Source organism: Ensifer sp. (assembly GCF_035999185.1).
Classification (GTDB): Bacteria; Pseudomonadota; Alphaproteobacteria; order Rhizobiales; family Rhizobiaceae; genus Ensifer.
The window spans coordinates 1-14149 of the sequence record NZ_DASYHB010000195.1 but is presented as its reverse complement, the minus strand read 5'-3'; the positions used below and the strand labels follow the sequence as shown (position 1 = coordinate 14149).

Genomic DNA, 14149 nt, shown 5'->3' with positions numbered 1-14149 from the left:
TTTACTCAGCCGCCGCCGCTTGATCATGTCGCAGGCCGAGGAGACGCCGGGCATTGCCGCCGGCGACCAGACGCGCCTGCTGCTCGTCCAAGCCCGCTTGCGCCAGGCTCTGCCGCAACGCGTCTGCGTCGAGAGCCGCAAGGATCGGCCAGTCCGTGCCGGCAAGCACCCGCTCCGCACCGAAGAAGCCTGCCAGAGTGCGGATGATGTCCGGATCGTGCCCCATCGTGTCGAAGTAGATGTTGGGTCGCAGTCCCGCCGCCCGTGCGGCGCGACCGTAGATGCCGCCGCGCGCCGCCTGTACGATTGCGCCAAGACCAAGCGTCGCGAAAACCAGGTGCAGGTCCGGCAGTTCGTCGAGCAGCGAAGACTGGATCACTGACAGGAATGCGACACCGTTCATCAGGCCGCGACCGAGCGAGTTGCCGAGAGTGCCGGCACCTTTGATCAGAACATCGGCGTTTGGGTGAGCCACTGGATGCACGAAGACCGGTACCTTATGCCGAGCCGCGACTTCGAGCGTCGGGCGGACCGAGGCATCGGCGATGAACGTGCCGTCGCGTGAACTGTCGATCACCAGTCCCGAAAGACCGAGTTCTACAATCGCCCGTTCTGCCTCGCGGGCCGCCTCTTCGCCGGCGAAGGCATTGACGACGGCAAAACCGGTGAGCGTGGGATGATCGTGCGCAAGCGTCGCCAGCCAGTCGTTGGCTTCCCGGACGGCTGCAAGCGGCACGCTCCCCTCCATCCCGAAGAGGCTTTCGATCGTCGCCGTGACAACCGCGAGGGATACGCCGCCTTGTTTGAGTTCATCGACAAGCGCCTGGGGCGTGGTGATCTTCCGGTGTATCTCGGGCGCAAATGCGCCCGAGGGCTTTTCGTATCTGCCGCCGGGACGCCAGGCTGGCGGCCAGAGATGGGCGTGGATGTCGACAATATCGAGCGGCGCGGTCATTCGGCTGCAACCTTTCTCGCTTCGCGTTCGGCGATACCAGCCTTGACGAGCGGCACGACATCGCGTCCGTAGGTGACGGTATCTTCGGTCGGGTAGAAGCCGCGAACGAGGAAGTTGGAGACCCCGGCGTCGTAGTAGTCGAGAATGGCGTCTGCGACCTGTTCGGGCGTGCCGACGAGCGCCGTCGAGTTTCCGCCGGCGCCGCTTGCTTCCGCGACTTCGGTCCAGAGCCGCTTGTCGAGGACCTTGCCGCGACTGGCGGCTTCTCGCAGGCGAACGGAGCCGACATTCGACGGCAGCTTCTCGCCGTTGCCGCCGGCCGAGCGCGCAACCTGGGACTTGACCTTCTCAAGAATGTCCGCGGCCTTGGCCCACGCCGCATCTTCGGTTTCCGCCACGACGGTGCGAAAGGCGAGGGTGAAACGGATGTCATCGGCCGCGCGACCGTTGGCAACCGCTGCCGCTCGTACCTTGGCTATGGTTTCCCGTGCGCCGTCGAGGGGCTCGCCCCAGAGCGCATAGACATCCGCATGCTTGCCGGCAACGGCGATCGCCGCGTCCGACGAACCGCCGAAGGATATCGGGATGCGCGGCTTCTGGAACGGCTTCACCTGGCTGAATGCGCCCTTGAATTTGTAGAAATGCCCCTCGTGATCAAAGGGCTGATCGCTTTCCCAGACCTTCTTCAGCACCTCCAGATACTCGTCGGTTCGGGCGTAGCGGGTATCGTGATCCTCGAAGTCGCCGTCGCGAGCCTGGTCCGTGTCGGATCCGCCGGTGATGATATGCACCCACAAGCGGCCCTCTGAGAACTGATCCAGGGTCGCCAGTTGACGCGCGCCGAGTGTCGGGGCCATCAGGCCGGGCCGGTGGGCAAGCAGGGCGCCGATCCGGTCGGTCTGGCTGAAGACATAGGCCGCGATCTGGTTGTTGTCGGGCCACTGCGCGAATTGGCCGATGAGCAGGCGATCGATGCCCGCGGCCTCCGCGGCCTGGACGTGTTTGCGGATATAGGCCTTGTCGACGACGGGGCCGGAGGCGGGCACAATGTCGGACCCTTCTCGGTTGGACGTGTGGCCGATGAACTCGGGGCGCATGGGAAACTCCTTCGGAAAGCTAGGCACGAGAAGTATATAATCTATTTATTTGATGTATTTTGTCGATTGCGTTTTGCCGGCGGATCTTGGGATGGATTGTCGCGCGGGCATCCAAACGCGAACTTTTCCTCCATCGAGGCTGCGTTGCCGGAACCGCGCCCTCTGCGCGTAGACGTCAGGGACGCGGCAAACCGAGCGCTCTGAGTAGCTTTTTTCAGAAAAGCCGCAGACTTTAGAATTACACTATCTCGATAAATATAGTAGATTTTATATGGTCTGGCTAACACCCCGTCCGGGTGCTGGAGAAATCGGCGTTGCCTGTGCTTCGCCTGCTTTGGGGATACTCAGATGACATCTAGAAAGACCGGGACTTTGAAGTCGACGCGCCGCGCGTTCCTCCTTTCCTCCGTTGCGCTCGCCACCGCGATTGCGGCGCCATTGCTGCCGGTGCCTTCGTTGGCGGCAGATGAGCCGCCGCGCGGTGGCAGCGTCTCGATCAATATCGGCACGGAACCGCCGGTTCTCGTGCTCATCGCCCATAGCGCCGGTGCCGCCTACTACATCAGCGGCAAGGCGACCGAGAGCCTGCTGACCTATGACAAGGACTTCAACCCTCAGCCGCTGCTCGCCACCGAGTGGACGGTCAGCGAAGACGGCCTGCGCTACTGGTTCAAGCTGCGCCAGGGCGTTCGTTGGCACGACGGCAAGGATTTCACGGCTGATGACGTGGCATTCTCGATCCTGGCGTTGAAGGAAAACCATCCGCGTGGCCGGGCGACCTTCGCCCATGTGAAGGAGGCGAACGTCCTCAACTCGCATGAGGTGGAACTGATCCTTGCCAAGCCGGCTCCCTACCTTCTGACCGCCTTCGCCAGCTTCGAGGCGCCGATCGTTCCGAAGCACCTCTACGAGGGTACGAAGATTGCGGAAAACCCGCACAACGTCGCGCCTGTCGGCACAGGCCCCTACAAGTTCGTCGAATGGGTTCGCGGCAGTCACGCGCTTTTCGTGCGCAACGAGGACTACTGGGGTGCGCCAAAGCCTTATCTTGACCAGATCATCTTCCGCTTCATCATCGACCCGGCCGCAGCCGTTGCCGCGATCGAGACGGGCGAGGTGCAGGTCTCGACGGCCAATCTGCCGCTGACCGACATCGACCGCCTGAAGGCCAATCCGAACCTCGTCGTCGATACTGACCCGGCGCCCTATTCGCCGAGCATCGCCCGCGCCGAGTTCAATCTCGAGAACAAGTACCTTGCCGACATCAAGGTCCGCCATGCGATCGCTCACGCCGTCGACAAGGACTTCATCGTCAACACCGTCTACCTCGGTTACGCCACCCGTCTCGACGGGCCGGTCAGCCCGGACCTTGCGAAGTTCTACACGCCGGACCTTCCCAAATACGAGTTCGACCCGGCGAAGGCCGAAAAGCTGCTGGACGAGGCAGGCTACGCCCGTGGTGCCGACGGGTTCCGCTTCAAGCTGTTCATCGATCCGACCCAGCCGTCCGGTCCTCCCAAGCAGACCGCGGAATACATCGCGCAGGCCCTTGCCAAGGTCGGCATCAAGGTGGAACTGCGAACGCAGGACTTTGCGACCTTCGTCAAGCGTGTCTTCACCGATCGCGACTTCGACATCGCCATCGAAGGCATGAGCAACCTTTACGACCCGACGGTCGGCGTCCAGCGCCTCTACTGGTCGAAGAACTTCAAGCCGGGCGTGCCCTTCACCAACGGCTCCAAGTACTCGAACCCCGACGTCGACCGGCTGCTCGAAACGGCCGCCGTCGAGATCGATCAGAAGAAGCGCCTGCAGCTCTTCAACGAGTTCCAGAAGCTGGTGGTTCAGGATCTGCCGACGCTCGACATCGTCACCCCGGCTGTCATCACAGTCTACGACAAACGGGTGAAGAACCTGAAGCTTGGCGTCGAGCATCTCTGGAGCAACGGCGCAGACATCTATCTCGACGGGCAATCGTAAATGATCTCGACGGCGTAATCGTCGAAGACACGCGAGCAGCCGGGGGTACCGGCTGCTCGCTCCATTTTTTCAGTCTCGGAGTTGACGTGTGACGATAACCAAGGCGCTGACCCTTTCCCGCCCGACACGCGTGGACCTTCTCGCGCGCGTCCCCGATTTCGTAGCCGAGGTCGCCAAGGGCGCGGCCGAGCGAGACCTGTCGCGCACGCTTCCCTTCGAAGCCTTCGCGCTTTTCCGCGAACTGGAACTTGGCACCTTGCGCATCCCGGCCGCGCTCGGGGGACCGGGCGGTTCGGTTGCCGACTACATCGAAATGATTGCCGCAATCGGTGCTGCCGATTCCAACGTCGCCCATGCACTCCGGTCGCATTTCAACTATGTCGAAAACGTTATCCTGAGCGAACCGCGCGAGCGGGACGCCGGCGCCGTCGAGTTGATCCTCGCCGGAAAGCTCTTTGGCGGCGCCCATACAGAACAGGGCACCGTGCGCCCCGGACAGGTCACGACGACGATCGTCAGGCAGGGCGATACCTACAGGCTCAATGGCCGCAAATGGTATGCGACAGGTACGGCCTTCGCCGACTTCGCCTCGTTCAGCGCGCTGGACGAGGAAGGACAGGCGGTCGGCGTTCTCCTGCCGGTCGGCAGGCAGGGCATCACCATTCTCGACGACTGGGACGGCATGGGGCAGCGGCTGACCGCAAGCGGCGGCGTGATCCTCGACAATGTCGAGGTGTTCCCGCACGAGTTGGCCCGTCGCGCCCTCGACAATCTCGTCGGCCGCCATTGCTCGACGCTGCGCCAGTTGCACCTGGCGGCGAGTGCCGCGGGTGCAGTGCGCAACGTGCTTTCGGATGGGCTTGCCTATGTCCGCAAGCAGGCCCGCTCCGCAGCGCACAGCAGCGCCGAAACAGCCGATCAGGACCCCTTTGTCCAGCAGGTGATCGGCGAGATCGCGGCCAACTCCTTCGCCATCGACACGGCGGTCGCCGCCGCGGCTGCGGCGCTTGACCGGACGGCAGCCGCTTTGGGTCGGGGAGCCCCCGCCGAGATCGAGCCTGCCTTGATCGACAGCGCGCTGACGACGGCACGAGCGCAGCTTGTTCTTGGCCAGCTTGGATTGCGAAGCGCTGAGCGCATGTTCGAACTCGGTGGCGGTTCAGCGACGTCGCGCAACAACAACTTTGATCGCCACTGGCGCAACATCCGCACGGTCCTCAACCACAACCCGCTTCTGCACAAGTCGCGGGTGGTGGGCGACTATCTTCTGAACGGGACGACCACGCATCTGCGCGAGGGAAGGGTGTTTTGAGACGGTGCGGCGGGAGCGCCCCGCCGCAACCGGCTTCCCGCCGGGACCTCCGGCCAACAGGGCGCGATAGGCGCTTCGAGTTTGACCGATCCCTGCTCGATCAACCGCTTCACGCAGACTGAGACGGCGCCTTCGGAAACACTCACAAGATTTTGTCTTTATGGTCTTTATGGCTTCTTTCAGGGGCGCCGAACAAAGCGGGGACGATCCAAGGTGCCGCGTCGCGATGCGCTTGCCGGATCGTTTGGCGGAGGGGAGTGGGGGTCGAACCCACCCGGGACAGGCTCGCTGCCCCAACCGGATTTGAAGTCCGGCCGTCCCACCGGAGACGATTCCCTTCCGTCAGCGCTGAAAAAGGTCGCTGCGATGCGGATTTATGCGACGCAAGTCTGCCTTACGCAAGGTGAGGCCGAGCCGATCGAAGAAATCGAGGATCTCGATGGCGACCTTGCGGCCGTTGTGGACCCGGTCCCGGAAGGCGGGAGCGGTGAACCAACCATCGTGCGCCTCTGCCGCCACCTCGAGCACGATCGCTGCCATTTCTTCCACCACCGCACGGGCGAAGAAATGATCGTGCGCGATCTCATGCACCTGCCCGAGCTTCTGCGCGAGTTTCAAGATGTGACGCACGTCGCGTTCGTCGGCGCCGAGCAGGGGCACAAGATCGCGCACGCGCGGCGGACGGAATCGGCCCTCGTCGAGGAGGTGGGGATGGATGCGTAACCAGAGGCTCTCGTCGGCAGGCGATAGCCGGACCTCGTGGCCTGGCAACCGCAGGAAGGCCCCGTCGAGTACGATGCGGCCTGCAGCCGCCTCGGCCTTGAGGAAGGCGAGGAAAGCACTTTTCGGCAGGTGCGGTTTCAACAGAAGCCGCAGCTTCTCGCGGCCGATGCCGGCGAGATCGGGGCTCTCGGCGTGGAAATCGGCGAGTGTCTGCACGAGGCTCGCCTGCAATCCGGCGAGCGTTGCCGCGGAGAGTGCGTGATCGGCGACGATCTCGGCGGCGGCAGCATCCAAGAGGCGTGCGCGCGCGTCCTCGCCAAGACCACGGTCGCGCAGGAAGACTGGAAGGTCGATCGGGGCGAGATCGGTCAAAGCGGCAAGTGCCGCCGCCGGCTCCTCGTGGCGGGACGCAGAAAGGATGGCCAGCCGCTCCGGCGTCCCGCGCTTTCGTGCCGGCGGACGCAGATCGAGGAAGCGGCCGCCTCCAATGGTGCGGCTGGCGGAGGTATCGCGCAGGATGAAGCGGTCACCGATGGTCGTGGCGATCGGGCGGTCGAGAACCAGTTGCGCCAGCGCCTCCGCCCCCGGCTCAACAGGGCCGGCAAGCGGCACGATCCGCGCGCCGACCTCTGTCGCGTGGCTGTGGAGCCGCACCGGAAACCAGGTTCCGATGGGCTTTGTTTCGGAGGCGAGAATGCGAAGCGTCGCGTCGATGCGGTCCGTTGGGGCGTGCAGCGCGGACGCGACAATGACGTCGCCCCGGCGGATCGCGTCCTTCGTCACCCGATCACCGGCAAGGTTGAGTGCGCAGCGCTGGCCGGCAAATCCTTCCTCGGCCTTCCGGTTCTGCGCGTGGATACCGCGCACGCGGGCGGTCAGGCCGGCCGGGCTGACCGTGACGCTTTCGTCGAGCGCAACGCGGCCGCCGAGCACCATGCCCGTCACCACGGTGCCGGCGCCTGCGAGCGTGAAGCTGCGGTCGACGGCAAAGCGAAGCAGGCCGGCGTCGCTGCGCGCCGCGGTTTCCGTCTCGGCGGCCGCGAGCGTCGCGCGCAACGTCTCGACGCCTTCGCCGGAAAGCGCCGAGACGGCAATGATCGGGGCTTTCGAAAGACCGGTGTCGGCGAGTGCCGCGCGGATCTCGGCTGATACTTGGGCGCGTCGTTCGGGGCCGGCGAGATCCGCCTTGGTAAGTGCTACGATGCCTCTTTCAAGGCCAAGCAGGTCGAGGACAGCGAGATGTTCGCGCGTCTGCGGCATGACGCCATCGTCAACGGCCACGACCAGCAGCGCGAAATCGATGCCGCCGGCGCCGGCAAGCATCGTGTGGATCAACCGTTCGTGTCCCGGCACGTCAACGAAGCCGGTAATCGTGCCTTCGCCGAGATCGGCATAGGCAAAGCCGAGATCGATGGTGATGCCGCGGGCTTTCTCCTCGGCAAGGCGATCGGCATCGGTTCCGGTCAATGCCTTCACCAGTGCCGTCTTGCCGTGGTCGATATGCCCTGCGGTTCCGACGATCATAGCGCCTTCAATGCTTCAATTAGCAAACCGTCGTTCTCCAGGCAGCGTAGGTCGAGGACCAGCGCGCCGTCACGGATATGGCCGACGACCGGCACGGGCAGGGCACGAAGCCGTGCGGAAAGCCGTTCCGGCGCGTCGCCGCCGGCGCCCGTCAGCCGCAGCCCGGCGCTTGGGATGGTATCAACCGGCAGCGCGCCCGAGCCGACCTGGCTTTCGCAGGCGCAGGGCACCGCCTGGTAGCCATGCGGCCGAAGCAACGCATCGATTTCAGGCGCAATCCGAGCCGCCTGCGCGGCGATTTCGGACTGGGCGCGGGTCAGAAAGCGTAGTGTCGGCAGGCGTTCCTTCAGTCGGTCGGGATCGCGATAGAGTCTAAGCGTCGCCTCCAGCGCGGCGATGCGGATCTTGTCGAGGCGCACGGCGCGCTTCAACGGGTTGCGGTTGATGGCGGCGATCAGATCGCGCCTCCCGACGATGAAGCCCGCCTGCGGCCCGCCGAGCAGCTTGTCGCCCGAGAATGTCACGATGTCGGCGCCCTCCGCGACCGCCTCCGCCACCGTTGGCTCGCGTCTGAGTCCGAAGGCGGAGAGATCGACAAGCGAGCCGGAGCCGAGGTCGTTGAGGAGCGGCACACCGGCCTTGCGGGCAATCTCTGCCAGCCTCGGCGCCGGCACTTCGGCGGTAAAGCCTTCGATGCGGTAGTTGGAGGTGTGGACCTTGAGGATGACGCCGGTGTCCGGGCCGATCGCGCCCTCGTAGTCGCGCGGATGCGTGCGGTTGGTGGTGCCCACCTCCACCAGCTTCGCACCGGCGCGGGCCATGATGTCAGGCATGCGGAAAGCGCCACCGATCTCGATCAACTCGCCGCGCGAAACAATCGCGTCGCGACCGTCGCTCAGCGTGTTGAGCGCGATCAGCACCGCGGCGGCATTGTTATTGACGAGCGTCGCGTCCTCGGCGCCGGTCAGTTCACAGAGCAGACCGCGCAGGTGGTCGTCGCGCTGGCCGCGCCCGCCGCCGTCAAGGTCGAACTCCAGCGCCAAGGGATTGGCCATGGCGGCAGATGCTGCACGAACCGCCTCTTCGGCCAAAATGGCACGGCCGAGATTTGTGTGCAGCACCGTGCCCGTCAGGTTGAGGAGCGGGCGAAGGGCCGAGCGTGCGGCGGCAGCGAGTTCGTCGGCGATGCGGCGCGGCAGCCCAGCCGCAAGCGCTACTCCATCCTCGCCTGAGCGGATTTTCTCTCGGGCGACCTCCAGTCCGGCGCGGATCGCGGTGACGACGGCGAGGCGGCCGTGTTCTTCGATGAGCGCCAGGCCGTCGGGCGAGGTCAACATCTGGTCCACGGAGGGAAGGACACGAAATTCCTGCATCAATAGCCCACGAGATAGGGATTGAAACCGCCGCGACGAAATTCGGTTTCCTTCATCAGGATGTCGAGGCCGAGGCTGCCGACGTCGTCGGCGATCGGGTCGAGGCTCGGGTTCTTGACCTGGTAGAAGATCTTCACCCAGGTGTGGCATTCCCGGCAGGTCTCGGCCTTCACCGTCGCCTCCGTCGTCTCGACCGAACGATAGCTGACGCCCTTGGTCGAGCCGCAACAGAGGCACTTTACCCGTACCTCGTTCCATTGGGTGCCGCAGCAGCCGCAGGCGGCATAGCGGATGTTCTCGATCCCTTGGGCGCCCATCACCGAAGAGGTCGCCGGCCGACCGCCACAGGCGGGGCAGACACCGGGGCTGACCGGCACGAGCGCTTGCGCGTCGAGCGTCGCGGCCATTCGTGCCATGTGCACCTGCACGGCGGCTGCAGCGAAGAGATGAGGCGCGGCGCTGTCGGCTGGAACCTGATCCGAGAGGATGTTGGAAAGCAGCCAGCGCCGGTCGTCCTCACTCGCCGCACGCACCGCATCGAGCGCCAGGCGGGCGGGGTCGGGCATGGCGATTTCGGCAGCGCCTTCGAGCAGCGCATCGAACGTGGCTGCAAGTTCGGGGTCATCGACAAGCGCCGGCCGGTCAACGGGTGGCATCGCGGCGCGCGCGGCCTCTGCAATGCGCGCCGACGTGGGTGACGTGACGGGCGTCAGGGTCGCTGCGAGCCGTGCCTGCAGTTTGGAGGTCGCCGCAAGGAAGGTCAGATAAGGCGCAAGCGAATTGCTTTCCGCCAGGAAAGCGAAGCGGCGAGCCCGCGCCTGGAACAGTTTGACCGGCTCGGGCAGGAAGGCGAGAGGCGGTGTCGGCACGCCACCGATAAGGGAGGGATCGGGTTGCAGGTCTTCTGCCATCGCATCTCCGGCAATCCGGCCGGAAGCCGGGTCATGCAACAAGTAACGTTGCTACGCGCCCGACAGGACGCGCGGCGCTGTAGGAGGCGTTCATTTTGACGGGTCGGAGCCCTGGCGTCCAGCCAGTTCGCGCAACCATTTGCGATGGTGGCGGAAGGCCCAGCCGCCGGTGACCGTGCCGCGCGTCATCGCCCTGATGGTGCCGCGCGTCCAGATGGCTGCGTAGACGTGGACGATGAAGATGAGGATCGTGAAAAGCGCTGCCAGCGAATGTACGGCAACCGCGACGCGGCGCACGGGGATTGAGACGAGGTGGGGGAAATACTGTTCCCAGATCATGATGCCGGTGGTGACGAGCAGGAGGATGAGCCCCGACATGCCCCAGAAAACCACTTTCTGACCGGCATTGTATTTGCCGAGCTCGGGAAGTTTTTCCTCGTTGCCCTGAAGCAGGTCGCCGATCTTGCGGCTCCACTCCACGTCCTCACGCCGCGGCAGGTTGAGCTTCCACATCTGCGCAAAGAGCAGGAGGAAGCTTGCCACCAGTACGACGCCGACGATCGGATGCAGCCACCGTGTTGTCTGCCCGCCGCCGAAGAGGCCGGTCAAAAAGAACAGCGACGGATGAAAGAAGGAAAGGCCGGAAATCAGAAGCACGATCATGCAGCCGGCGGTCACCCAATGGTTGAGGCGGGTGTAGCCGCGATACCGGTTGACGGTGACCGGGTGCGTCGTCTCGATCTTGTCGCCGGGGGCCGAATAGATGCGTTTGTCAGCCATCACGCCTCCCTGCCGCCCGGCGTTTGGTCGCGATCTTCGACGAGTTCCTCGGCTTCTCCCTCCTCATGCGCGGTCACCTCGTTCGGGCGAGCGAATATGCCGTGAAGCATGGCGCCGGCAGCTGCAAGACCGGCAACGGCAAGGCCAACGGTCTTGGCCGGTCCCTTCCAGCCCTGGACCACCTGCGAGATTTTCGGGTCATCCGGCAGCCCGGAATAGAGCGAGGGCTGATCGGCATGGTGCAGGACGTACATGACATGTGTGCCCCCGACGCCTTGCGGATCGTAGAGGCCGGCATGGTCGTAGCCGCGCGACTTCAGGTCGTCGACACGCTCGTTGGCAAGCTCGATCATGTCTTCCTTGGTGCCGAAGGAGATTGCCTTGGTGGGGCAGGCCTTGGCGCAGGCTGGCCCCTGACCGACCGCCACGCGGTCCGAACAAAGCGTGCATTTCTTCGACACATGCGCGGTCTTCGAGACGCGTGGAATGTTGAAGGGACAGCCGGCGATGCAGTAGCCGCAACCGATGCAGTTGTCTGAGATGAAGTCGACGATGCCGTTGGAGTATTGAACGATGGCGCCGGGAGCCGGGCAGGCCTTGAGACAGCCGGGATCGGCGCAGTGCATGCAGCCGTCCTTACGGATCAGCCATTCGAACTCGTTGGTGACAGGGTTCTCATATTCCGTAAACCGCATCAGCGTGAACATGTCAGCCGTCAGGTCGTGCGGGTTCTCGTAGAGCCCGACATTTTCCTCGATATCCGGATGGGTGTCGTTCCATTCGATGCAGGCCGACTGGCAGGCCTTGCAGCCGATGCATTTGGAGACGTCGATGAGCTTGGCGACTTCGGTCAGTTGCCGCTCGGGCACCGGCACGTTGCTTGTCGCCGACACCTTGATGACGTCGCTCGGCAGGAGGTTCGACGCCAGCGGCTGCAGCGGCGGGTTGGCCGCCGCCGTGACCGGCTCCGGTGCGCGTTCGCTCGTCATGCCGAGGCTCCTTCATCTGCCGCCGGTTCGATGTTGACCAGGAAGGCCTTGAATTCCGGCGTATCGATATTGGCGTCGCCGACGAAGGGCGTCAGGCTGTTGGGGCCAAAGCCCTTGCGGGCCGCGCCCATGAAGCCCCAGTGCAGCGGGATGCCGACCACATGGACCGGCTTGCCGTTGCAGATCAGCGGACGGATGCGCTTGGTCACTACCGCCTTTGCCCACACCTCGCCGCGCGCGCTCCACACCCGCACTCTTCCACCCCTTGTAATGCCCCGTTCCGCCGCCAGTTCCTCGCTGATCTCGACGAAGAATTCCGGCTGCAGCACGGCGTTCACCCGGTTGTGCTTGGTCCAGTAGTGGAAATGTTCGGTGAGGCGATAGGACGTGCCGACGAAGGGGTAGTCGGCGCTGGTGCCCAGTTGCGCCAGGTCGTCGGGGAAGATGCGGGCGACCGGATTGCCGCGCAGCTTCGCATTGAACGGGTTTTCGACCGGGCTTTCGAAAGGCTCCATGTGGGTGGGGAAGGGCCCGTCGCGCAAGAGCTTGCGCGAAAACAACCGTGCCGTGCCCTCCGCCGTCATGATGAACGGCATGACGGTCTCGGGTTTTGCCGTAACCGCGATATCGGGCACATCGAAGCCGGCCCAGCGTTCGCCGTTCCATTCGATGAGCTTGCGGCTGGCGTCCCACGGCTTGCCCTCAAGGTCGCAGGAGGCGCGGTTGTAGAGGATTCGGCGGTTTGCCGGCCAGGCGAAGGTCCAGTTGAGGAAGGTGCCAATGTCGCCCGGATCGTTGTTGTCGCGCCGGGCCATCATGTTGCCCTCTTCCGTCCAGGAGCCGGCATAGATCCAGCAGCCGGACATGGTGGAGCCGTCGTCGCGCATCACGCCGAAATTGGGCAACAGCTTGCCCGCTTCGAGCAGCACCTTGGTCGGATCCTTGGGATCGTAAAGCGTCTGCAGTGCGCGGCCGTTCATCTCCTTGGCCAGTTCCGCCGCTTCCGGCTCGTATGGGTCCTCGTAGTCCCAGGCAAGGTTGAGGATCGGTTCGGGACAGACCCCGCCTTCCTTGCGGTAGAGCTCGCGCACCCGCAGGAAGATATTGGCCATGATCCAGGTGTCGTGCTTGGCGTCTCCAGGCGGTGTGGCGCCCGGCCAGTGCCATTGCAGCCAGCGGCCGGAATTGACCGTTGCGCCCTCGTCCTCGGCAAAGCAGGTCGAGGGCAGTTCCAGCACCTCGGTCATGATGTCAGCGGGTTTCACCTGGTTGTAGATGCCATGGTCTTCCCAGAAGTGCCCGGTTTCCGTTTGCAGCGGATCGATGGTGACGAGCAGCTTCAGCTTCGACAGCGCCTCCGTCAGCTTCGCCCGGTTGGGGAAGGACAGAAGCGGGTTGAAGCCCTGGCAGAAATAGAGGTTCACTTCGCCACGGGCCATCATGTCGAACATCCTGAGGATGTCGTAATAGGCGACATCCAGCTTTGGCAGCCAGTTGAAGCCCCAGTCGTTTTCGCGCGTCGCGGCATCGCCCCACATGGCCTTCAGGAAGCTCACCATGAATTTCGGGGTGTTCTGCCAGTAGCTCGTCTGATCGGGGATCAGCGGCTTGTTGCCGCGGGTCGACATGTAGGTGGTGTAGTCCGTCTCCTTCTCGGTCGGCAGGTTCATGTAGCCCGGTAAGGTGTGCGACAAGAGGCCGATATCGGTTAGCCCCTGGATGTTGGCGTGGCCGCGCAGCGCGTTCACACCACCGCCCGGAAGCCCAACATTGCCAAGGATAAGCTGCAGCATCGCCATGCCGCGAATGTTCTGGGCACCCTTGGAATGCTGGGTCCAGCCGAGCGCATAGAGCGAGGTCATCACCTTGTCGCGCGCCGAGGTGGCGCCGATCATCTCGCAGATCTTCAGGTAACGATCCCTCGGCGTGCCGCAGAGGTTTTCGACAAACTCCGGCGTATAGGTCGCGACCTGTTCCTTGAGCAGGTTCCAGACGCAGCGCGGGTCCGTGAGCGTTGGGTCGGTCTTCACCGTCCCGTCCTCGTTCATCTGGTATTCCCAGCTCGTACGGTCGTAGTCGCGCTTGGCCTCGTCGTAGCCGGTGAAAAGCCCTTCGGACCACCCGAATGCATCGTTCACCAGATAGGTGGCGTTGGTGTAGTTCCTGACATAGTCCCACTGCACCTTGTCGTTCTCGATGCAGTAGCGGATCACGCCCATCAGGAAGGCGATGTCGGAGCCGGGACGGATCGGGGCATAGACATCGGCAACAGACGCCGTGCGGTTAAAGCGCGGATCGACGACGATCAGCCGGGCGCCGCGATGATGCTTGGCTTCGGTCACCCATTTGAAGCCGCAGGGGTGCGCTTCCGCCGCGTTGCCACCCATGACGATGACGAGGTCGGTGTTCTTGATGTCGGTCCAGGCGTTCGTCATTGCGCCGCGGCCAAATGTTGGAGCCAAACTGGCTACCGTGGGGCCGTGTCAGACGCGTGCCTGGTTGTCG

Annotated in this window: 10 protein-coding genes and 1 tRNA gene; 2 read left to right on the top strand and 9 right to left on the bottom strand. The window is 64.1% G+C overall.

The genetic code is table 11. The features are described 5' to 3' along the window. Position 1: 1 nt before the first annotated feature. Together VGO04_RS26205 and VGO04_RS26200 are read right to left on the bottom strand one after the other, a co-directional pair. Positions 2–955, bottom strand: a complete 954-nt coding sequence (locus VGO04_RS26205) for an amidohydrolase family protein (protein WP_327498887.1) — start codon at positions 953–955, stop codon at positions 2–4. Next, positions 952–2052, bottom strand: coding sequence for an LLM class flavin-dependent oxidoreductase (locus tag VGO04_RS26200; protein WP_327498886.1), 1101 nt, complete (start codon positions 2050–2052; stop codon positions 952–954). The genes VGO04_RS26205 and VGO04_RS26200 overlap by 4 nt, the downstream gene beginning before the upstream one ends. 348 nt (positions 2053–2400) lie before the next feature. On the opposite strand from VGO04_RS26200, the gene VGO04_RS26195 reads away from it, so the two are divergent. Together VGO04_RS26195 and VGO04_RS26190 are read left to right on the top strand one after the other, a co-directional pair. After that, complete coding sequence (locus VGO04_RS26195) at positions 2401–4032, top strand: ABC transporter substrate-binding protein (RefSeq protein ID WP_327498885.1); 1632 nt, start codon at positions 2401–2403, stop codon at positions 4030–4032. Between the two features lie 88 nt (positions 4033–4120). Continuing rightward, positions 4121–5344, top strand: a complete 1224-nt coding sequence (locus VGO04_RS26190; RefSeq protein ID WP_327498884.1) for an acyl-CoA dehydrogenase family protein — start codon at positions 4121–4123, stop codon at positions 5342–5344. Positions 5345–5589: 245 nt separating this feature from the next. Here the strand turns inward: VGO04_RS26190 and VGO04_RS26185 are convergent. The 7 genes from VGO04_RS26185 to fdnG form a co-directional block, all read right to left on the bottom strand. Then, positions 5590–5685: transfer RNA gene (locus VGO04_RS26185), tRNA-Sec, on the bottom strand. 1 nt (position 5686) lies between these two features. After that, complete coding sequence (gene selB / locus VGO04_RS26180; RefSeq protein ID WP_327498883.1) at positions 5687–7591, bottom strand: selenocysteine-specific translation elongation factor; 1905 nt, start codon at positions 7589–7591, stop codon at positions 5687–5689. Beyond that, complete coding sequence (gene selA / locus VGO04_RS26175; protein WP_327498882.1) at positions 7588–8964, bottom strand: L-seryl-tRNA(Sec) selenium transferase; 1377 nt, start codon at positions 8962–8964, stop codon at positions 7588–7590. The genes selB and selA overlap by 4 nt, the downstream gene beginning before the upstream one ends. Then, positions 8964–9875 carry a formate dehydrogenase accessory protein FdhE gene (fdhE, locus tag VGO04_RS26170; protein WP_327498881.1) on the bottom strand — a complete coding sequence of 304 codons (912 nt, stop codon included), beginning with the start codon at positions 9873–9875 and terminating at the stop codon, positions 8964–8966. Before fdhE ends, selA begins: the two co-directional genes overlap by 1 nt. Positions 9876–9965: 90 nt before the next feature. Next, positions 9966–10655 (bottom strand): formate dehydrogenase subunit gamma, encoded by a 690-nt coding sequence (locus VGO04_RS26165; protein WP_327498880.1) that lies wholly within the window; start codon positions 10653–10655, stop codon positions 9966–9968. Further along, complete coding sequence (gene fdxH / locus VGO04_RS26160; RefSeq protein ID WP_327498879.1) at positions 10655–11644, bottom strand: formate dehydrogenase subunit beta; 990 nt, start codon at positions 11642–11644, stop codon at positions 10655–10657. Before fdxH ends, VGO04_RS26165 begins: the two co-directional genes overlap by 1 nt. Further along, positions 11641–14149 (bottom strand): formate dehydrogenase-N subunit alpha (gene fdnG / locus VGO04_RS26155; RefSeq protein WP_327498878.1); only part of this gene is annotated, 2509 nt, incomplete at its 5' end. The genes fdxH and fdnG, both read right to left, overlap by 4 nt.